The 18,592-nt window shown below is 71.8% G+C and carries 18 protein-coding genes, 3 pseudogenes and 1 riboswitch; of the genes and pseudogenes, 7 read left to right on the forward strand and 14 right to left on the reverse strand.

Annotated features, from left to right (window positions below; all coding sequences use genetic code 11):
- A pseudogene (locus tag CCN35_RS13845) lies at positions 1 to 221 on the forward strand (glycoside hydrolase); the annotation flags it as partial.
- Positions 222 to 286: 65 nt separating this feature from the next.
- On the opposite strand, the pseudogene CCN35_RS13850 reads toward CCN35_RS13845, so the two are convergent.
- The 7 genes and pseudogenes from CCN35_RS13850 to CCN35_RS13880 form a co-directional block, all read right to left on the reverse strand.
- Positions 287 to 908 (reverse strand): annotated as a pseudogene (locus tag CCN35_RS13850) (YoaK family protein).
- Positions 909 to 1,043: 135 nt separating this feature from the next.
- Positions 1,044 to 1,208, reverse strand: a complete 165-nt coding sequence (locus CCN35_RS13855) for a hypothetical protein (protein ID WP_483883419.1) — start codon at positions 1,206 to 1,208, stop codon at positions 1,044 to 1,046.
- 212 nt (positions 1,209 to 1,420) lie between these two features.
- Complete coding sequence (locus CCN35_RS13860) at positions 1,421 to 2,209, reverse strand: 3-deoxy-manno-octulosonate cytidylyltransferase (RefSeq protein ID WP_086792854.1); 789 nt, start codon at positions 2,207 to 2,209, stop codon at positions 1,421 to 1,423.
- Between the two features lie 22 nt (positions 2,210 to 2,231).
- On the reverse strand, positions 2,232 to 2,798 hold the full coding sequence (locus tag CCN35_RS13865; protein ID WP_086792857.1) for an NUDIX hydrolase: 567 nt from the start codon (positions 2,796 to 2,798) through the stop codon (positions 2,232 to 2,234).
- A 4-nt stretch (positions 2,799 to 2,802) separates the two neighbouring features.
- Positions 2,803 to 3,924 (reverse strand): adenosylhomocysteinase, encoded by a 1,122-nt coding sequence (locus CCN35_RS13870; RefSeq protein ID WP_086792859.1) that lies wholly within the window; start codon positions 3,922 to 3,924, stop codon positions 2,803 to 2,805.
- A 26-nt stretch (positions 3,925 to 3,950) separates the two neighbouring features.
- The gene (locus CCN35_RS13875; RefSeq protein ID WP_245863150.1) at positions 3,951 to 4,952 is read right to left on the reverse strand and encodes an NAD-dependent epimerase/dehydratase family protein; all 1,002 of its coding nucleotides are present in this window, start codon (positions 4,950 to 4,952) and stop codon (positions 3,951 to 3,953) included.
- 31 nt (positions 4,953 to 4,983) lie between these two features.
- Positions 4,984 to 5,706, reverse strand: coding sequence for a phosphotransferase (locus CCN35_RS13880; protein WP_211285521.1), 723 nt, complete (start codon positions 5,704 to 5,706; stop codon positions 4,984 to 4,986).
- Here CCN35_RS13880 and CCN35_RS13885 point away from each other — a divergent pair.
- The 3 genes and pseudogenes from CCN35_RS13885 to CCN35_RS13895 form a co-directional block, all read left to right on the forward strand.
- Positions 5,684 to 6,226 carry an NsdA family TPR-like regulatory protein gene (locus CCN35_RS13885; protein WP_245863151.1) on the forward strand — a complete coding sequence of 181 codons (543 nt, stop codon included), beginning with the start codon at positions 5,684 to 5,686 and terminating at the stop codon, positions 6,224 to 6,226. The genes CCN35_RS13880 and CCN35_RS13885 overlap by 23 nt on opposite strands.
- A gap of 75 nt (positions 6,227 to 6,301) precedes the next feature.
- Complete coding sequence (locus CCN35_RS30230; protein WP_158100406.1) at positions 6,302 to 6,787, forward strand: TrmO family methyltransferase domain-containing protein; 486 nt, start codon at positions 6,302 to 6,304, stop codon at positions 6,785 to 6,787.
- Positions 6,763 to 7,126: pseudogene (locus CCN35_RS13895) on the forward strand (transposase); the annotation flags it as partial. The gene CCN35_RS30230 and the pseudogene CCN35_RS13895, both read left to right, overlap by 25 nt.
- Before the next feature lie 162 nt (positions 7,127 to 7,288).
- Here the strand turns inward: CCN35_RS13895 and CCN35_RS13900 are convergent.
- The 7 genes from CCN35_RS13900 to CCN35_RS13930 all read right to left on the reverse strand — a co-directional run bounded on the left by CCN35_RS13900 (position 7,289) and on the right by CCN35_RS13930 (position 15,113).
- On the reverse strand, positions 7,289 to 7,705 hold the full coding sequence (locus CCN35_RS13900; RefSeq protein ID WP_086792862.1) for an aggregation-promoting factor C-terminal-like domain-containing protein: 417 nt from the start codon (positions 7,703 to 7,705) through the stop codon (positions 7,289 to 7,291).
- Positions 7,706 to 8,026: 321 nt separating this feature from the next.
- A complete protein-coding gene (locus tag CCN35_RS13905; protein WP_086792864.1) occupies positions 8,027 to 8,923 on the reverse strand; it encodes an ECF transporter S component in 897 nt (298 codons plus the stop codon).
- Positions 8,920 to 10,608 carry an ABC transporter ATP-binding protein gene (locus CCN35_RS13910; protein ID WP_086792866.1) on the reverse strand — a complete coding sequence of 563 codons (1,689 nt, stop codon included), beginning with the start codon at positions 10,606 to 10,608 and terminating at the stop codon, positions 8,920 to 8,922. The genes CCN35_RS13905 and CCN35_RS13910 overlap by 4 nt, the downstream gene beginning before the upstream one ends.
- The gene (locus tag CCN35_RS13915) at positions 10,605 to 11,711 is read right to left on the reverse strand and encodes a CbiQ family ECF transporter T component (RefSeq protein ID WP_086792872.1); all 1,107 of its coding nucleotides are present in this window, start codon (positions 11,709 to 11,711) and stop codon (positions 10,605 to 10,607) included. The genes CCN35_RS13910 and CCN35_RS13915 overlap by 4 nt, the downstream gene beginning before the upstream one ends.
- On the reverse strand, positions 11,704 to 12,372 hold the full coding sequence (locus tag CCN35_RS13920) for an SCO2322 family protein (protein ID WP_067397469.1): 669 nt from the start codon (positions 12,370 to 12,372) through the stop codon (positions 11,704 to 11,706). Before CCN35_RS13920 ends, CCN35_RS13915 begins: the two co-directional genes overlap by 8 nt.
- Before the next feature lie 14 nt (positions 12,373 to 12,386).
- Positions 12,387 to 13,667, reverse strand: coding sequence for an SCO2321 family membrane protein (locus CCN35_RS13925; RefSeq protein WP_086792874.1), 1,281 nt, complete (start codon positions 13,665 to 13,667; stop codon positions 12,387 to 12,389).
- Positions 13,668 to 13,846: 179 nt separating this feature from the next.
- Positions 13,847 to 13,920: riboswitch (cobalamin riboswitch) on the reverse strand.
- A 572-nt stretch (positions 13,921 to 14,492) separates the two neighbouring features.
- A complete protein-coding gene (locus CCN35_RS13930) occupies positions 14,493 to 15,113 on the reverse strand; it encodes a TetR family transcriptional regulator (RefSeq protein ID WP_067397456.1) in 621 nt (206 codons plus the stop codon).
- Positions 15,114 to 15,322: 209 nt separating this feature from the next.
- Between CCN35_RS13930 and CCN35_RS13935 the strand changes: the two genes are divergently transcribed.
- From CCN35_RS13935 to CCN35_RS13945, 3 genes are read left to right on the forward strand one after another with little or no spacing between them, the layout of a single operon-like run.
- A complete protein-coding gene (locus CCN35_RS13935; protein WP_086792876.1) occupies positions 15,323 to 16,765 on the forward strand; it encodes a glycosyltransferase family 4 protein in 1,443 nt (480 codons plus the stop codon).
- Complete coding sequence (locus CCN35_RS13940; protein WP_067397458.1) at positions 16,759 to 17,511, forward strand: class I SAM-dependent methyltransferase; 753 nt, start codon at positions 16,759 to 16,761, stop codon at positions 17,509 to 17,511. The genes CCN35_RS13935 and CCN35_RS13940 overlap by 7 nt, the downstream gene beginning before the upstream one ends.
- Complete coding sequence (locus CCN35_RS13945) at positions 17,508 to 18,578, forward strand: prenyltransferase/squalene oxidase repeat-containing protein (RefSeq protein WP_067397459.1); 1,071 nt, start codon at positions 17,508 to 17,510, stop codon at positions 18,576 to 18,578. The genes CCN35_RS13940 and CCN35_RS13945 overlap by 4 nt, the downstream gene beginning before the upstream one ends.
- Positions 18,579 to 18,592: the final 14 nt, after the last annotated feature.

The following is an 18,592-nucleotide window of genomic DNA, read 5'->3' on the forward strand; positions in this document are numbered from 1 at the left end:
TGTGCGTGCCCGCCCCGGCCGGGACGCTCGGCACGAGCGGCCGGACCGTCTGGTTCGACCGGGGCGACAACAGGGGCCCGGCCCCCCAGGGCGGCGACTTTGCCTACGGCCACTACAAGGGCCAGTGCGCCAACGACGAGTACGTGGCCGGAATCGCCTACACCGGCCGGCTGGGTTCCGCACGGACCCCGGACGCCCTGTACTGCCGGAAGCTGCGCTGACCGGACGAGAAGGAGTCAAAGGACTCAAAGGAGTCAAAGGGATCAGAAGGGACCGGCCCTCCCGGTCACTCCCGTTCCGACGCCACCAGCGCCAGCAGCCCCGTCACCCCCGCCGCTGCTCATCAGCGGCGGCCCCAGGCCGTGACGGCGCGGGGTGCGCCGGCCGGTACCGCCGCCCGCGCGGGAGTCGGCGGCGAGGCTCGCCAGGGTCCTGGTCAGCACGGTGGTCGTCAGATCGGGCACGCCCAGCTTGACGACCGTCGTGTTGCGCAGCCCCATCGCGAAGGCGGTCAGGGCGATCACGGCGTACAGCGTGCCGTCCGCGTCCGGTGCGGCGAGCGCCACCGCCGCCGCCCCGCCGACCAGGACCGCCTCGACGGCGAGCGTCACCCGGACCCAGGTGCGGCGCGCACCGCCGTAGCGCACCGCGACCCGGCCGCCGATCACCGCGCCCGCCAGGAAGCACGCCAGTGAGGTGACGGTGTGCGGGACGGAGAAGTAGACCGCCCCCGCGGCGGCGAAGGCGAGCACCAGCACATTGCCGGTCATGTTCGCGGTGAAGACGTGGTTGAGCCCCAGGAAGCTCACCGCGTCGATCATTCCGCTGACCACGGTCAGCCCCAGCAGCACCGTCACCAGACGCAGCCCGCGTGCCCTGCGGTCGTCTGCCTGCGGCTCTGTCGTCATGCGGCCAGAAAAGCAGAGCCGCCGGCCCGCACCGGGCTCTGACACGGCAGGGCGGCGGCCCGGGGATCAGGGGCCGCCGCCGTCACAGGTGCCGTGAGGTGACGCGAACCGTGGCCGCGCCTTCGGTGCCGGCCGTCAGTACCAGCCGTTGGCCTGCCAGAACTTCCAGGCGCCGACCGGGCTGCCGTAGCGGGCCGAGGCCATCTTGGAGGCGGGCAGCGCCTGGATCAGGCCGTAGGCGCAGGAGGAGGGGTGATGGCCCTGCCCCTGTGCCAGTGGAGCAATGCATGCGCATGACATATTGTCAAATGGGGTGAGGTCAATTCCTCCTGGGCCCTCAAACGAGCCGGGCACCACAGCCCACCACGACCGGACACCCCCACGGTCCGGCTGGCCGGGCCGGTCAGAGCCGCCCCCACCAGCTGGAAAACAACCTGAATCACCGGTATTGCGTCCAGCGGAAGCGGGCGAGCAGAGAGCCGGATCCAGGGAGCGGCGGTCGACCGCCGTTGTCAGGAGAAGCGGGAAATCGCAGGCTCGGTGTGAATCCGCAACAAGGCGCCGGCCCTCGCGAGGTCCTCGGGAGTGTCGATCGCCAACCCTTCGTCCGCGACGCCGAGCATCCGTACGCCGTGGCCATGTTCAATGAAGCGCAGCATCTCCACGCCTTCGGTACGTTCCAGCGGCCCCTGGGGGAGATGCCGGAACGTGTTGAGGGCTGCTCCGGTGAAGCCGTAGAGACCGAGCTGACGCAGGTACCTCGGTCGGTCACCGCGCGGGTACGGGATCGGCTGCCGGGAGAACATGAGGGCGTTGTGCTCGGCGTCGACGACGACCTTGACGACGTTGTGGTCCAGGACGGCACCGGCGTCGTCCAGCTCCGTGTACGCGTTCACCGCCAGGGTTCCGGGTGTCAGGTGCTCCATGGCTTGGGAGACAGCGTCGATCGCGGTGGGGGAGATGAACGGCTCGTCGCCCTGGACGTTGATGTACGCGTCTGCGGGCAGGCGTTCTGCGCACTCCGCGACGCGGTCCGTGCCGGTGAGGTGTTCTCCGGTCCGCATGCACTCGATGCCCAGACGGTGGCACACCTCCTCGATGCGTTCGTCATCGGTGGCGACCACCACCCCGTCGAGGCACTTTGCCTCCAGGCAGCGCTGGTGGACGTGCCACAGCAGCGGCTTGTCCCCGAGCTGGGCAAGGGGCTTTCCTGGAAATCGGGATGCCCCCCAGCGGCAGGGGATGACCGCTATGTGGTGGCGGTGCGCGGTGCTCGGCGGTGCGGCGGTGGTGGTTGCCACGGCGTACTCCCGTCGATGAATGTCAGGAATGAGTGGGGCGGGGGAGGAGGGCCAGCTTGGCGCGGACGGTCGGTGAGGCGAAGTCCTCGAAGGACCGCCACTCGTGGCCGCTGACCTCTTCGGCTTGGAGCTTCACGGTGCGTTCGGCCCGAAGGAGGAAGGCCCAGCGGAAGTCCACGTGCTGGTGTGCCGGTTCGCCCTTCGCGGGGTTGGCGGCGATGTCGTGTACGTCGATGTCCAGCGGCACGGTCTCGAAGCCGGGCAGGGGGACGACTGCATCACGAGGAATGCCGGCCTCCTCGCCCAGTTCACGAAGGGCGGCACCGGGAAGGTCTTTGTCGCCTGGCTCGTTGTGACCGCCGGGCGCGAGGGCCTTGCCCGTGGCGTTGTGCTGAATGTGGAGCACCCGGTCGTTGCTGCTGATGACGATGGCGCTGCAGGTGACGTGCGTGGGAAAGGTCTTGCGGCTGGTCGGATCGTCCTCGCCGGTAAGGACGACGAAGAGTGCAGCCAGGGCGTCCCGCTCGGACGGGTGACGGGTGAGGTACGCCTCAACGGTGGCGCGGATGTGGCCGGGGGAAGGCGGCATGGGATCACCTGTCGAAGTAGTCGAACCAGATCCTGGCGATGGCCTGGCGGTCGGGTGTGGGCATTTCATGGAGACCGGACTCGAAGCGGCCATGGCTGAGGGCCGCGGTGGCGGCGAGTATCTCGGCCTGAACGAGATGGATGTATGAGCCGACGGCGGCGCCGTGCACGAAGTTGACGGCGCCGCCGTCGGCGAGGACGTAGAAGTAGTGGCCCGTGATCTCGTAACGCGTCAGATGCTCGCTGACCGGGGTGCGCTTGTAGAGGCCATGGAGGCTGCCGAGTTCAAGTTCGTCCTCTGAGGACGTCACTGAGGCGAGGTACGCCCCGTTGCGCAGGGCGGAGAAATCGCCCTGCCGGAGGGCGAGGTTGCCTGTGGCACACAGGACGAGTTCCGCCTCGCGGAGCGCCTCGGCCGTCGACGCGCTCGTACGGAAGCCATGGGAATGCGCCTGCACTCTTTTGACCGGATCGGTGTCGTGGACGGTGACGCGCAGGTCTTGGGCGCGCAGCGTCTGAGCGATGGCCCGGCCGACCTTGCCGAACCCGATGACGCAGGCGTTTCGGCTGGTCAGAATGTCGCCGCGGGCGCGTACGAGGGCGTCGGTCGAGAAGACGATGGACCGGCCCGCCAGGTGGTCCTCGCAGTCCTTCAGCGGGGAGCGGGCCACCGAGACGACGGGGCAGGGCAGGCGGTCGAGTGTCGCGTACCGCTGGTGTCCGTTCTCGGTGTCCTCGACGACGCCGAGGATGCGGCCGGAGAACTTCTCTACCAGGGTGTCGAGGCACGGTGCGAAGTAGCCGCCGATGTCCATCAGGATGACGTTCCGGCCGCCCGCTGTGTCCTCCAGGTACTCCAACGCCCTGGTCGAGTCGGCAAACAGTTCTCTGCTCAGGTCATGGATGGTGAAGGCACGTCGGACCTTTTCCAGCGTCGGCCGGTCGACTGACCTGGGCTTGGGGAGCACGGCACCGACCGTGGACATCGCGGCCATCGCGCGGAGGAACGCCGGCCGCTCGGAGAGCAGGTGCGTGATGATCAGCGTGGTGACGTGCTCGCCAGGGGGGAACCGTGTTGTGATCTGCCGGAAGAAGGCTTCCAGTCGAGCCTTTTCGGGACTCTCCACTGCAACTCCTCCTGGTGTCCCGCTGGTTATGCCACGTGGCCGTACGCGGCGGTCTCGGCAGCCAGCGCCTGCATGTGGGCGCGCATGCCGCTGTGAAGGTCGACCTGGGGCTGCCAGCCCAAGACCTCATGAGCACGGCTGGGGTCGGCGCGGGTGGTGAGGACGTCGCCGCTGCGGGGGTTTTCCTGGTGAACCTGGATCTCGCGGCCGGAGAGGCTGTTCGCGATATTGATCACTTCCAGCAGGGAGGCGCTCGAACCGCTCCCCACGTTGATCACTCCGCTGGCGGTCGGGATCGTGGCCGCGGCGATGGTGGCGATGACCGCGTCGTCGATGTACGTGAAGTCCCTGCGCTGGTGACCGTCTCCGTACAGACGTAGTGACTGGCCGGTCAGGGCGGCCCTGAGGGCGCGGTGGGTGAACATGTCGGGGCGCTGCCGTGGGCCGTAAACGGTGAAGTACCGCAGAGCGACGACGGTGGTGGGGCAATGGGCCTGGGCGGAGTACGCGAGGCAGAGCTGCTCCTCGGCGAGCTTCGTGACCGCGTACGGGGATGCGGGCTGTGGCCGGTCGGTTTCGGCGCTCGGACCGTCCTCGGTGGGGCCGTAGACGCTGGAGGATGAGGCCACCACCAGCCGGGGAACGCCCATACGGGTGACAGCGTCCATGACGCGGTGGGTGGCGAGAAGGTTGGAGGCGACGTACTCGCTGAACTTTGGCCCCCAGGAGGGGCGTACCCCGGGGATGCCGGCCAGGTGAAAGACGGCGTTCGCGTCCACGAGAAGCGGCTCGATCGCGCAGTTGAGGAGGTCAGCGGTGACGTGCATGTACCCCGGGAGCCTCTGCAGGGCGGCAAGGTTGGCTGCGGCCGTGGGGTCGGTGGCCGGGTCGCGACGGTCGACGCCGACGACGACGGCACCGGCCTGGACGAGGGCATGCGCGAGGTGGGAGCCGATGAAGCCGGCGGCGCCGGTCACCACAGCCCGGCGGGGGGCAGCGGTGGTCAGGTGGGATGCGTGCTGTGACACGGAGTTCTCCAGGAATCCGAGGAGGGGTGGTTCAGGCGAGCCGGGCGAGAACGGTGCGGCCGTGGGCACTGAGGGCGAGATCGTCCTGTTCGTGTCCGCGGACCAGGGCGGTGACGGCCTCGATGGCGCCGAAGGACTCCAGCAGCCGCTGTTCGGTGTCGTTCAGCGGCGTTCCGTATCCGGCGAAGAAGGCTGTGCGGAGGTAGGGGGCGGCCTGCCAGCGGCGGAATTCGAGCCGGGCGAAGTCACGGATGCGGGCGTCCCGGCGCATGTGCTCGAAGTCGCACATTCCGAAGGCGTCCCCAAGGAGCCAGTTTCGCGGCTGGTAGTCGAGGTGGCACACCGCGCTGTCCATGAGTGTGTTCGCCAGGACGTCCGCGCTGTGGCCCATGCGGTCGCGTTCGGCCGTGGAGATGAGGCCGGCCCGGTCTGCACGGGCGATCCAGTCGCGCAGCCGCCGGGCGAGTTCGGTGCCGACCGCGCCGGTGCGCGGTACCGAGGTGGCGTGATGCAGCTTGCCCAGCACGCGCCCGGCCTCGTAGTGAGCCCGTTCCTCCTCCGGCGACCCTGGCGCGACTGTATCCGCCCGTACGCCGCGCACCGCGGTGAGCAGCAGGGTGCATGTTCTGTCCTGTCGGCCCACCACTCGGGGGACGTGCCCGATCAGGTGAGCTCCCCAGGTGAGATAGGCGTGGAGTTCTCGAATGTATCGGTCGCGTTTGCTGTGCTGCTTGGCGAAGAACTCGCGGTACACCCTCGCGACCCCTCGCGAGCGGGCACTGCTCGGTGTGGTGCAGGCACGCAGCCTTGCCGCCGACGGACAGAAGCGGGCCGCGATCGCAGCGCTTCTCCGCGCCGAGGACGACCTCGCTGCGGCGGACGTCGGCGACGAGGATCCGAGTCGGGTGTGGTTCTTCCAGCAGGCATCCCTGGCCCACGAGACCGCCCGCGCCTTGTGGACGCTTGGCGATCTCGACGGAGCGCTCCGAGAATTCAACAACAGTGTGCTGACCAGGAAGGCCGACACCTTCAGCCGGACCCACGCTGTGACCTTGGGCTACATGGGTATGGTGCAGGCCCGCAAAGGGAACGTGGAGGCCGCGTGCCACACGTGGGCACAGGCCCTGGACGCGATGGAGGGTGTCCAGTCGGGCAGAGCGCGCGAGGCAGCCGTGACCATGCGCCGGGTGCTGTCCCCCTTCCGCAATCGGGGAATCGGCGTGGCCGCGGAGATCGACGAGCGCGCCAAGGCCGTACTCGAACGAGTAGCCTGACGGTGCCATGGTGAAGGAGGCGGGTACGCTGTGGCTGACCGCCTCGCCGGGCCGCGAGCGGAGGAGGGGGGACCCGTGTCCACACAGTCCATCGAGGTGCCGGTGATCGCCGAAGTGGTCGGAGGTCACAAGGGACGCCTCGACGACTTCAAGGGCGGTGTGGAGTCGATCATTCGGCTGCGCCCGGAGTACCCGGAGGAGACCCTGCAGGGGATCGAGGAGTTCTCTCACCTCCAGGTCACCTGGTTCTTCAACTTCGGCTCTCCTGAAGACGTTGCCCTCCACGCGCGCAGCCCGCGGGACAACCCGGACTGGCCGGCGACGGGAACCTTCGTGCACCACAACCACCGGCGTCCGGCTCGCCTCGCGACCTCGTTCCCCAGGCTGCTCCGCGTCGACGGACGGGACCTGCACGTCGCCGACCTCGATGCGGACGACGGCACGCTGGTGGTGGACCTGGTGGCGGTCTTCAAGGAGTTCCTGCCGCGCGGCACCGTCACCCAGCCCGCGTGGCCCAGTGAGATGCTGAAGGACTACTGGAGGGACGCCGCCGAACGCTGACTCGGGGCATCCTTACCGCCCGGGCCACCGGTCTGCGCAACCTGCCCCTGCATCACACCACGCAGAACCGGGTCTGGCTGAAGATCGTGCAGATCGCCCTCGACCTGCTGGCTGGGGGTACCCCCGGACGGAGTCCGGGGGAGGATGCCCCTGCTCGCCCTGACCGGCAAAGCCCGTCTCTGGGAACCCCGCCGTCTGCGGTTCCGCCTCTTCTCCGCGGCCGCCCAGCTCGTCACCACCGGCCGACGCCGCATCCTCCGCCTCGCGGCCCACTGGCCATGGACCCACGAGATCACAGGCGCCCTCGGACGGCTCCCCCACCTTCCGAACCCCGGCTGACCAGCATCTTCCCCGCTCCTACGAAAACACCAGCTCAGTTTGGAGCAGTGGAACCCGGTGCCCACCCGAGGCGACACTCGGGCACCTGGCATGCCCACCATCAGCCGCCGAAAGCGTGACGGTCCGCCGACTCCGTCGGCGGACCGTCACGGAAGTTCGAGGTCAGTACCAGCCGTTGGCCTGCCAGAACTTCCAGGCGCCGACCGGGCTGCCGTAGCGGGACTTCATGTAGTCCAGACCCCACTTGATCTGGGTCCGGGGGTTGGTCCTCCAGTCCGGGCCGGCCGAGGCCATCTTGGAGCCGGGCAGCGCCTGGACCAGGCCGTAGGCGCCGGAGGAGGGGTTGGTGGCCGTGACGTTCCAGTTGCTCTCGCGCTGGACGATGTTGCTGAACGCCCGGAACTGCGCGTCGCCCGGGATCATCTGACGCGCGATCGCCTTCGCCTCGGCGGCCGAGTACGTCGGCGCCGCATGGGCGGGAGCGGAGGCGAGGGCCATGCCGGCGGTGGCGGCGACCACGGCGGCGGTGGTGAGGGCCTTCTTCGGGGCGGCGATGCGGCGGAGGAAGGAGACGGTCACGGGGGAACCTCTGGGAACCTCATGCGTCGGGACGGACAGAGGTCGCGGGCGGTCCGGGACCCGTGGGGTCCGCCGGCGCCCGGCGACGCCGCCCAGAGAAGCAGGAGGCCCATCCGTCGGCAAACACCCCTTTTACTAGTGGTCGTCGCATTCGGGGTGAAGGTCGTTTGTGTGAGCCGGCTCTCACCGCCCAGGTCAGCGCGGGTGAAGTCGCGAGCATGCCAGGCGTGCGTGACTACGACCCGGCCTCGGAGGTGATCTGCGTCATGTGCGCCTCTTCACCGGACCCGTCGCCTACGGTGAAGGGTGTGTCACCCGAGGTCACGGCGCGGGCGCGTCGAATGTGACCGGTGTCTCGAAGGCGGCCCGGCGGGTGGCCCGGCGCAGGGCCCTGAGGACGGCGGGGCCGATCGTCAGGGTCAGGACGACGGTGACGGAGGCCCGGCCCAGGTCCCAGCCGAGCGAGGTGGCCAGGCAGTACGCCACGAAGCGGGCCAGGTTGGCGGTGACGTCCGCCTGCGGGTCGAAGGCGATGGAGGAGGCGAGGGTGCTCATGAAGGGCCAGCCCGCGAGGTTCATGACCGTGCCGTAGGCGAAGGCGGCCACAAAGCCGTAGAGGGCCAGCAGCACCGACTCCGCGCGGCCGCGCAGACGGTCCGGGCCCGGCAGCAGGCCCGCGCCCAGGGTGAACCACCCCATGGCCAGCATCTGGAACGGCAGCCACGGGCCCACCCCGCCCGTGAGCAGCGCGGAGGAGAACATCGTCACCGCGCCCAGCACGAACCCGAAGCCCGGCCCGAGCACCCGCCCGCTCAGCACCATCAGGAAGAACATGGGCTCGATCCCGGCCGTCCCGGCCCCGATGGGGCGCAGCGCGGCCCCCGTCGCGGCCAGCACACCGAGCAGGGCGACGGCCTTCGGGCCGAGTCCGGACTCGGAGATCGTCGCGGCGACCACGGCGACGAGCAGGACGAGCAGGCCCGCGAAGAGCCAGGGCGCGTCCTGCGCGTGCGCGCTGAGCTGCGAGGCGGGCGGTGCGAGGAACGGCCAGACGAAGGCGGCCACCCCGACGGCGCTGACCAGGGCGAGCGCGGCGAGGGAGCGGGGACCCAGACGGACGGGCCGGACCTGGGGAACGGGCCGCCCGGACCGCTCGGACCGCCCGGGCTGCGCGGGCTGTGCGGGGCGCGCGGGCTTCGCGGGCTGTACGGACTTCATGCCAGCGCCTCGCGGACCTGGGCGGCCGTGAGCCACCGCTGCGGAGCCAGGATCTTGGTGACCTGCGGGGCGAAGGACGGGGACGACACCACCACCTCGGCCGTCGGACCGTCGGCGATCACCTCGCCCTCGGCGAGCAGGACCACCCGGTGGGCCAGCTCGGCGGCCAGCTCCACGTCATGGGTGGCGAGCACGATGGCGTGCCCCTCGGCGGCCAGGTCGCGCAGCAGGGCGACCAGACGGGCCTTCGCGCCGTAGTCCAGTCCGCGCGTCGGCTCGTCGAGCAGCAGCAGGGGCGGGCGTGCGGTGAGCACGACGGCGAGCGCCAGGGCCAGCCGCTGTCCCTCGGACAGATCCCGGGGGTGGGTGTCGTCGGTGACACCGGGCAGCAGGTCGGAGACCAGCGCACGGCAGGTTCCGGGGGCGGCCTGCGCGTCCCGGTCGGCCGCCGCGCACTCGGCGGCGACCGTGTCGGCGTACAGCAGGTCGCGCGGCTCCTGCGGGACGAGACCGACCCGCCGTACGAGCTCGCGCGGTGCCGTGCGGTGCGGGACCGCGCCGCCCACCCGCACCGATCCGCCGGACGGCTCGACCAGTCCGACGAGCGTGCCGAGCAGCGTGGACTTCCCGGCGCCGTTGCGGCCCATGAGCGCGACGGTCTCCCCCGGGGCGACGGACAGCTCCACGCGCCGCAGCGCCCGGATGCCGTCGCGGACCACGGTGAGGGAGCGGACCTCGGCCGCGGGCGCGTCCGCCGGAGCGGCCTCGGGGGCCTCGCGGCGCCGCAGCCGCCACCGCGACGGCCGCCGGGGCGGGGGAGGCGGGGGCGGCGCCATGGCCGGTGCCGGCCCCGCGGGCACGGGCTCCCGCCCGTGAAGCCGCTGCCGGAGGTCCGCGGCCCGGCGGCGGGCGTCCCGCACGGTCAGGGGCAGCGGGGACCAGCCCGCCAGCCGGCCCAGGTCCACCACCGGCGGATACACGGGGGACACGGCCATGACGTCGGCCGGGGCGCCCACCAGCGGGACGGCGCCCGGCTCGGGCAGCAGGACGACCTGGTCGGCGTACTGGACGACACGTTCCAGACGGTGCTCGGCCATGAGGACCGTCGTGCCGAGGTCGTGCACCAGCCGCTGCAGCACGGCGAGGACCTCCTCGGCGGCGGTCGGGTCGAGCGCCGAGGTCGGCTCGTCCAGGACCAGGACCTTCGGGTGCGGGGTGAGGACCGAGCCGATCGCGACCCGCTGCTGCTGGCCGCCGGAGAGCGTGGAGAGGGGACGGTCGCGCAGATCGGCCAGGCCCAGCAGGTCCAGGACCTCCTCCACACGCCGCCGCATGACGTCCGGGGCGAGCCCCAGCGACTCCATGCCGTAGGCGAGTTCGTCCTCCACGGTGTCCGTGACGAAGTGCGACAGCGGGTCCTGGCCGACGGTGCCGACCACATCGGCGAGTTCGCGCGGCTTGTGGGTGCGGGTGTCCCGTCCGGCCACGGTGACCCGCCCGCGCAGGGTGCCGCCGGTGAAGTGCGGCACCAGCCCGCTGACCGCACCGAGCACGGTGGACTTGCCGACGCCGGACGGCCCGACGAGCAGCACGAGTTCCCCCTCGGGCACCTCGAGGTCGACGCCCCGGACGGTGGGCCGGTCCGCCCCGTCGTACGTCACGGAGACATTCTCGAAGCGGATCACGACGGCTCCTTGACAGCGGGACGTGCGGCAGCGGAGTGCGCGGGGACGGGACGTGCGGGTGCGACGACGGCCGGGAGCAGACCGAGGAGCACGGCGGCGGCGGGCCACAGCGGAAGAGTGGGCGCGACGAGCGGCACCACCCCCGGGTGCAGGGCCCCGGGGTCCCGGGCGGCGGCGAGCGCCAGCAGCGCCGCGACCACCGCGCCCGACCCCGCCACGGCACAGGACCGCGGATTCCAGGTGTCGGGACGGTAGCGGGTGCGCGGGGACCGGCGCCCGCCCAGCCACAGGCCGGCCAGGGCGGCGGCGAGCCCGGCGAGCAGCACCGGAAGGCCGTAGGTGCCGCCCTCGGCGGTGAGCAGTCCGTACGTTCCCGCGCAGACGCCCAGCAGACCCCCGAGGGTGAGCGCGGCGGTCGTCCGGTGCACGGCGGGCGGGACCTCGGCGGTACGGCCGTAGCCGCGGGCGTCCATCGCGGCGGCGAGGGCCACCGAGCGCTCCAGCGCGCCCTCCAGGACCGGCAGTCCGACCTGCAGCAGCCCGCGCACTCCCCGGTCGGGGCGGCCCCGCAGCCGGCGGGCGGCCCGCAGACGCCGGGCGTCGGCGATCAGATGCGGGGCGAAGGTGAGCGCGACGACGACGGCGACACCGATCTCGTACAGCGCGCCGGGAAGGGACTTGAGCAGCCGGGCGGGGGTGGCGAGGGCGTTCGCGGCGCCCACGCAGACCAGCAGAGTGGCCAGCTTCAGGCCGTCGTACAGCGCGAAGACGACCGCCTCGGCCGTCACCCTGCCCCCGAGCCGGATGCCCTGCGCCCAGTCGGGCAGGGGGACTTCGGGAAGGGAGACGAGCACATGCGTTCCGGGGATGGGCGAGCCGAGCACGACGGCGAAGACGAGACGGACGGCGAGCACGACGAGGGCGAGCTTGAGGAAGGCGGTGTAGGAGCGGGCGGAGGGCGTGGCGCTGCGGCAGGTCACCACGACATGGCCGGAGACCGCGAGGAGCAGACCGAGCAGCAGCGGGTTGGTGGTGCGGGTGGCCGCGGTCCCCAGACCCAGGGCCCACAGCCACCAGGCCCCCGCGTGCACACGGTCACGCATTCCCGCGCCGCCGTGCCCGCCACACCGCCGCCGCGCCCAGCGCCAGCACCGCGGCACCGCCGGCGAGAAGACCCAGGGACGGGCCCGAGCCGGACTCGTCCTTCTCCTGCGCCGCGTCCTTCGTGCTCTCCGTGCTCCTGGTGCTCCCCGTGCCCTTCGCGGAGTCCTTCTCCGTGGTCACCTGCTCGCCGCATCCCCTCTTCGGGTAGCCGGAGATGGCGCACAGCAGGGCGTTGGTGTCGTACCGCAGCGGGCCCGCGACGGCCGCCAGGGCCTCCGCGGTGGTCGCGTCGGCGGGCACCCGGGCGCAGGCGGTGCGCGGGGCCGGCGGGGTCTCCCCGGCCGGGGCGTCCTCATGCGTGCCGAAGTCGAGGACGAGCGCGACCCGCTTGCTGCCCTCCCGGGCCGGGGTCCCGGCGCAGATGGCCGCGAAGTCGGCCGTCCCGCGCGGCTTGGCGGCGTCCTGGGAGTCCTCGCTCACCGCGAACCGGAACCCCTGCACGTCACCGTCGAGGGGGCGTGCCGTGGACGGTCCCTCGGTGGCGTACGTCCACCGGTCGCCGTCACGCTCCCAGAAGGACCAGTACCGGTAGCCCACGGCCTGGGCCTGCCCGGCAGCGGCCACCGGCAGGAGGACGGCCGCCACCAGGGCGCAGAACATTCCGATCCGGCGTATCACGACTGCTGCTCCCGCCGCTTGTTCCCGCGTCCGCGCAGCACCAGGCCGATGCCGGCCGCCGCGGCGAGGAGGACACCGCCGGCGACGGCCCACCGGAGACCGGACCCGGAACTCTGCGCGGAGTCCTCGCTCTTCGCGGTGCTCCGCGCGGTCTTCTCGGCCTGCTTGCCGTCGGCGGCCCGGGGCGCCGGACCGGTCGCGTTGAGCCGCTCGACCAGGTCCACCCCGCCGAAGTCGCGCGGATCGGCCCCGGCGGCGTGGGCGGCGAAGACGAGCTGGGCGTAGGCGGCGGGCCCGCTCTGCTCGGCCCACTCCTCGAAGTTCCGCTCCAGCCACTTCAGCGGCTTCTGCGCCTGTGCGGCCCCGCCCTGCACGGCGAGGGCGACGACGGCGTCGGCGGTGTTGCCGTAGTCGGGCTGGTCGCCGGCACCGGGGAGCGAGGAGACCAGGTGACCGTTCTCGGCGACGGCCCGCGCCAGGTACGACGCCCCGTTGGCCGCCGCCCGGGCCGGATCGGGCCCGTCGCCCTTGCCGGCGTCGACGCAACGAGGGGCGCCGGCCGCGCTCTTGCCGCTGCCGCCCTCGGCGGCCAGGCCCTGTCCGAGGGCAGCGACGACCGCTGCGGCCGTGGCGTCCGCGTTGGCGGTGAGCTCGCCCTTCTTGTCCGGCTGGTAGGCGAAGGCGCCGCCCCCGTCACCGGAGCAGGGCAGGGCGAACCCCATCAGGGCGTCGTAGGGCGACCTGCCGTTCTTCACCACGCTCTCGGGCTTCTCGCCCACGGCGGCGAGCGCGCCGATGACCACCGAGGTCGAGTTGGCGTCGCTGGGCCCGCCCGGGGTGTACCCCCAGCCGCCGTCCTTGTTCTGCACGGACTTCAGCCAGGACACCGCCTTGCCGGTCGCGGCGTCGTGTCCGCCGAGCGCGGCGAGGGCCTGCACGGCGGCGGCGGTGCTGTTGGTGTCGACCGCGGTCCTGGCGTCGCAGGCCTTGCCCGGGTCGGCGCGGAAGGCGGGGAACGAGCCGTCCGCGCACTGCTGTCCGGTCAGCCAGTCCACGGCCTCGGCGGCGGGCCGCACTCCCACGGTGTGCTGCGCGAGCAGGGCGAGGGACTGCCGCCAGACACCGTCGTACCGGGGATCGGTGCTGCCGTGGAGCCCCGGGGGCAGCGACGGCGACGCGGACGGGGCGGGGGAGGAGTCTGCGACGGCTGCGGGTGCCGCGAGGCCGATCACGGTGACGGCGGCGGTGACGACCGCGGCGCTGCGGCGGACATTCATGATCGGCGGGTGCCTCTCTGTGCTGTTCGGTGCGCCTTCGGGGCGGGGACCCCTTCGGCTCTCCCTGCGGAGAATCGGGCAGCACGGGACAGGACACCCGGCGGCTCGGCTCCGCAGACCTCGACGGTGCCGTGCGCCGGCGGCCCGCCGACGCACATGAGCCGGTCACGTCCCGTCCGGGGCATTCCGGCTCACCGTCCTCGCGGAACGGCTCACGGTTGCGGGTCAGCGCCGGATTCGCACCGGCTTCCCCCCGTACGGGTGTGATGACGACGCCGATCACTGTACCGGCCCGTCGCAAGGCCCCCGAACGGGTATTCCCGTCCGGGAAGACATCGGAAGAAAAAGAGAAGAAAATTCTGTTCTGGGTGGTTCCATTCCACTATGGAGGGATATAGTGAAAGTGGCCTACGAGGCGAGTGAGGGAGTTCGACCGGAGTAGCCGACTTGGGCGAGATGCCGGAAGGTGTCCGCCGAGGCCGACGTCGACGGTCGGGCTGAGAGGCTGGAAGGTCTGCGGACCGGACGGCGACCCCCAGAACCTGATCCGGGCAATGCCGGCGAAGGGAACCCGTCTCGTAGGTCCTTTCTCTGCCCTCTCCCCGGCCTTCCCGGCTGTCCTCTCCTGCTTCCCCGGCTTCCGGGCCGTCCGCCGGGACTTCGGCCTTCAAGGACTCGGGCTTCCGGGGCCTTCGGCTTCCGCACTCCCGGGCGCCGCTTTCCGCCCCCGGCGCCTCCTGCGGCGCCGTCCCCCGGTGCTGTCGCCGCCTTCCGGGCCGCCGTCACCGCTCTTCCGTCCCCGTTCTTCCGCGTCTTCCGCGGCCGTCACCGCTCTTCGGCGGGCGCCGTCGGGCCGATCAGCCGGCACGCCGTCTCGACGTCGGCCCTCACCTGGGCGATCGACGCGCGCCCCGACAGCCAGGCGATCAGGGCCGAGAACCAGGTGTGCTCGATCACGCGGACCGCGGACAGCTGCTCGGGGGTGGGGTTCTCCCGCCCCATCGCGTCCAGGATGATCGCGGTGGTCTGCCGGGACACCTGGTCGACCTCGGGACTCGCACTGCGGTCCGCGAAGGTCAGGGCGCGGACCATCGCATCGGCGAGCTGCGGCTCGCGCTGCAGGGCACGGAAGGCGCGCATCAGCGTCTCGGCCACCCGCTCGGCCGCGTTCTCGCCGGCCGGCGGCTTCCTGCGCAGCGCGGCGTGCAGCTGCTCCAGCTGGTCCTGCATCGTCGCGACCAGCAGATGCACCTTGGACGGGAAGTACCGGTAGAGCGTGCCGAGCGCCACCTGCGAGGCCTCCGCGACCTCCCGCATCTGCACGGCGTCGAAGCCGCCCCGGCAGGCCAGGTGCGCGCTCGCGTGCAGAATGCGCCGGCGACGGGCCTGCTGCCGCTCGGTGAGGGGCGGGGTGACGAGCCGGGAGGGCCTGGCGTGCGCGGACATCGGTCCCGTTCCGTGACGGTCGGTGAGGCCCTGTCATCGGACCGCAGGCAGAGGCGTCGGGTCGTGGCGCGAATCACCTGATCCACTGGTCACAGCGCGGCTACCTGCCGGTAGATTCGAAGCCTCCTGGACGATCAAGTCTGAAACTTGTTCTAGGTTAGCGTCCCGGCGTAACCTCGCGGGGCAATGCAGTCAGAAGGGGGCCCAGAGTGACCGCTGAGGCCAGTCGGGCGGGGTCCCCGACGGACTTCGCCGCGGACGGCGGGCGACCGCTCAGGATCGCACTCCTCACCTACAAGGGAAACCCGTTCTGCGGTGGCCAGGGTGTCTATGTACGCCACCTCTCGCGGGAGTTGGCCCGTCTCGGCCACCAGGTCGAGGTGATCGGCGCACAGCCGTACCCGATCCTCGACACCCTGGACGAGGGCGACGGCCACGGCGGCGGCCGGCTGAGCCTCACCAAGCTGCCCAGCCTCGACCTCTACCGTCAGCCGGACCCCTTCCGCACGCCCAAGCGCGACGAGTACCGCGACTGGATCGACGTGCTGGAGGTCGCCACCATGTGGACCGGCGGCTTTCCCGAGCCGCTGACGTTCAGCCTGCGCGCCCGCCGTCATCTGCGCGCCCGCCGCGGCGAGTTCGACATCATCCACGACAACCAGACGCTCGGATACGGGCTGTTGGGGGACCTCGGCGCGCCCCTGGTCACCACCATCCATCACCCCATCACCGTGGACCGGCAGTTGGAGCTGGACGCCGCCGACAGCCGGGCGCGCCGGCTGTCCGTGCGACGCTGGTACGCCTTCACCCGGATGCAGAAGCGGGTCGCGCGCCGGCTGCCGTCCGTGCTCACCGTCTCCGGGACGTCGCGCCAGGAGATCGTCGAGCATCTGGGCGTGCGCGAGGACCGCATCCACGTGGTCCACATCGGCGCCGACACCGACCTGTTCTCGCCCGACCCGGCCGTGCCGCAGGTCCCCGGACGGATCGTGACCACCTCCAGCGCGGACGTGCCGCTCAAGGGCCTGGTCTTCCTGGTGGAGGCCCTGGCGAAGGTCCGCACCGAGCACCCCGAGGCGCACCTCGTCGTCGTCGGCAAGCGGCCCGAGGACGGGCCGGTCGCGCAGGCGATCGAGCGGTACGGCATCGAGGGCGCCGTGGAGTTCGTCAAGGGCATCTCCGACGCCGAACTGGTCGACCTGATCCGCTCGGCCCAGGTCGCGTGCGTACCGTCGCTGTACGAGGGCTTCTCGCTGCCGGCGGCCGAGGCGATGGCCACGGGAACGCCGCTGGTCGCCACGACCGGGGGCGCGATCCCGGAGGTCGCCGGGCGCGACGGCGAGACATGCGTCGCGGTGCCGCCCGGTGACGCGGGGGCGCTGGCCGCCGGGCTGAGCCGGCTGCTGGGCGACCCGGAGCTGCGGGCACGGCTGGGCGCGGCCGGACGCGAGCGGGTGCTGCGGCACTTCACCTGGGCCCGTGCCGCCGAGGGGACGGTGGCCCGCTACCGCGAGGCCCTCGCCCGCGACCGCCGTCGCCCCCGCGGAGGGACCCCCGCCACGGACCCGGGCCCGTACAGCTCCACGGCCCCGGACCGAGCCGTACGACAAGCCTCAGTGGAAGCGGACTACGAAAGCAGGGCCACGTGCTGACCGTCGACTTCACCCGGTTCCCGCTCGCTCCCGGCGACCGCGTCCTGGACCTCGGCTGCGGTGCCGGCCGGCACGCGTTCGAGTGCTACCGGCGCGGCGCGCGGGTCGTGGCGCTGGACCGCAACGGCGAGGAGATCCGCGAGGTCGCCAAGTGGTTCGCGGCGATGAAGGAGGCCGGGGAGGCACCCGCCGGGGCCACCGCCGTCGCGATGGAGGGCGACGCCCTCGCCCTGCCCTTCCCCGACGAGTCGTTCGACGTCGTCATCATCTCCGAGGTGATGGAGCACATCCCGGACGACAAGGGCGTACTCGCCGAGATGGTGCGGGTGTTGAAGCCGGGCGGCCGGATCGCGGTCACCGTGCCGCGCTACGGCCCGGAGAAGATCTGCTGGGCCCTGTCCGACGCCTACCACGAGGTCGAGGGCGGCCACATCCGCATCTACAAGGCCGACGAGCTGCTGAGGAAGATGCGCGAGGCCGGTCTGAGGCCGTACGGCACCCATCACGCGCACGCGCTGCACTCGCCGTACTGGTGGCTGAAGTGCGCGTTCGGCGTCGACAACGACAAGGCGCTGCCGGTGCGGGCGTACCACAAGCTGCTGGTCTGGGACATCATGAAGAAGCCGCTGGTCACACGGGTGGCCGAGCAGGCGTTGAACCCGCTGATCGGCAAGAGCTTCGTGGCGTATGCGACCAAGCCGCACCTGCCGCGGTCGGCCGCGACCGGCGAGGCGGCCGCCCCGTGACCACTCCCCGCACCGAACATCTGGTCCTGCCCGGCGTGCTCACCGCCGGGCAGGCCGCCGCGACCGTGCGCGGCATCCTCGCCGCACAGCGGGAGGACGGGGCGATCCCGTGGTTCCGCGGCCACCACCTCGACCCGTGGGACCACGTCGAGGCGGCGATGGCGCTGGACGCGGCCGGAGAGCACGAGGCGGCCGAGCGGGCGTACCTCTGGCTGGCCCGGCATCAGCTGGGCGACGGCTCCTGGTACGCGGCCTACGCCGACGGGGCGCACGACGACGTCACCGACCGCAGACGGGAGACGAACTTCGTCGCCTATGTCGCCGTGGGCGTGTGGCACCACTATCTGTCCACGGGCGACGACACGTTCCTGGACCGCATGTGGCCGGTGGTGTACGCGGCCGTCGAGTTCGTGCTGCGGCTGCAGCAGCCGGGCGGGCAGATCGGCTGGAAGCGCGAGGACGACGGCACGGACACGGCGGACGCGCTGCTGACCGGCTGCTCGTCGATCCATCACGCGCTGTGCTGCGCGCTGGCGATCGCGGAGTACCGCGAGGAGCCCCAGCCCGACTGGGAGTTGGCGGTGGGCGCGCTCAGACACGCGATCCGCAGGCACCCGGAGCGGTTCCTGGACAAGAGCCGCTACTCCATGGACTGGTACTACCCGGTGCTGGGCGGCGCGCTGACCGGCGCGGAGGCGAAGGAACGGATCGAGGCGGACTGGGACCGCTTCGTGGTGCCCGGCCTCGGGGTGCGCTGCGTCGCGCCCAACCCGTGGGTGACGGGCGGGGAGTCGGCCGAACTCGCCCTGACCCTGTGGGCGGTGGGCGAGTCCGACCGGGCACTGGACATCCTCCAGTCCATCCAGCACCTGCGCGATCCGGAGAGCGGCCTGTACTGGACGGGCTATGTCTACGAGGACAAGGCCGTGTGGCCGGAGGAGCTGACCACCTGGACCGCCGGTGCGCTCCTCCTCGCCGTCGCCGCGCTCGGCGGCCACGAGGCCACCTGCACGGTCTTCGCGGGCGACCGTCTGCCCCGGGGCCTGGACCCGGACTGCTGCGACTGACGAACGGCTGACGA

Source organism: Streptomyces thermovulgaris, assembly GCF_002155915.1.
Lineage (GTDB): Bacteria > Actinomycetota > Actinomycetes > Streptomycetales > Streptomycetaceae > Streptomyces > Streptomyces thermovulgaris.

Coding starts and splice junctions, on each gene's coding strand:
- CCN35_RS13915 (WP_086792872.1), bottom strand. CDS start 11,711: ATGCGTGACCGTGTGCACGCGGGGGCCTGGTGGCTGTGGGCCCTGGGT.
- CCN35_RS13930 (WP_067397456.1), bottom strand. CDS start 15,113: ATGTCCGCGCACGCCAGGCCCTCCCGGCTCGTCACCCCGCCCCTCACC.
- CCN35_RS13865 (WP_086792857.1), bottom strand. CDS start 2,798: ATGCCGCCTTCCCCCGGCCACATCCGCGCCACCGTTGAGGCGTACCTC.
- CCN35_RS13905 (WP_086792864.1), bottom strand. CDS start 8,923: ATGAAGTCCGTACAGCCCGCGAAGCCCGCGCGCCCCGCACAGCCCGCG.
- CCN35_RS13855 (WP_483883419.1), bottom strand. CDS start 1,208: ATGTCATGCGCATGCATTGCTCCACTGGCACAGGGGCAGGGCCATCAC.
- CCN35_RS13920 (WP_067397469.1), bottom strand. CDS start 12,372: ATGTTCTGCGCCCTGGTGGCGGCCGTCCTCCTGCCGGTGGCCGCTGCC.
- CCN35_RS13925 (WP_086792874.1), bottom strand. CDS start 13,667: ATGAATGTCCGCCGCAGCGCCGCGGTCGTCACCGCCGCCGTCACCGTG.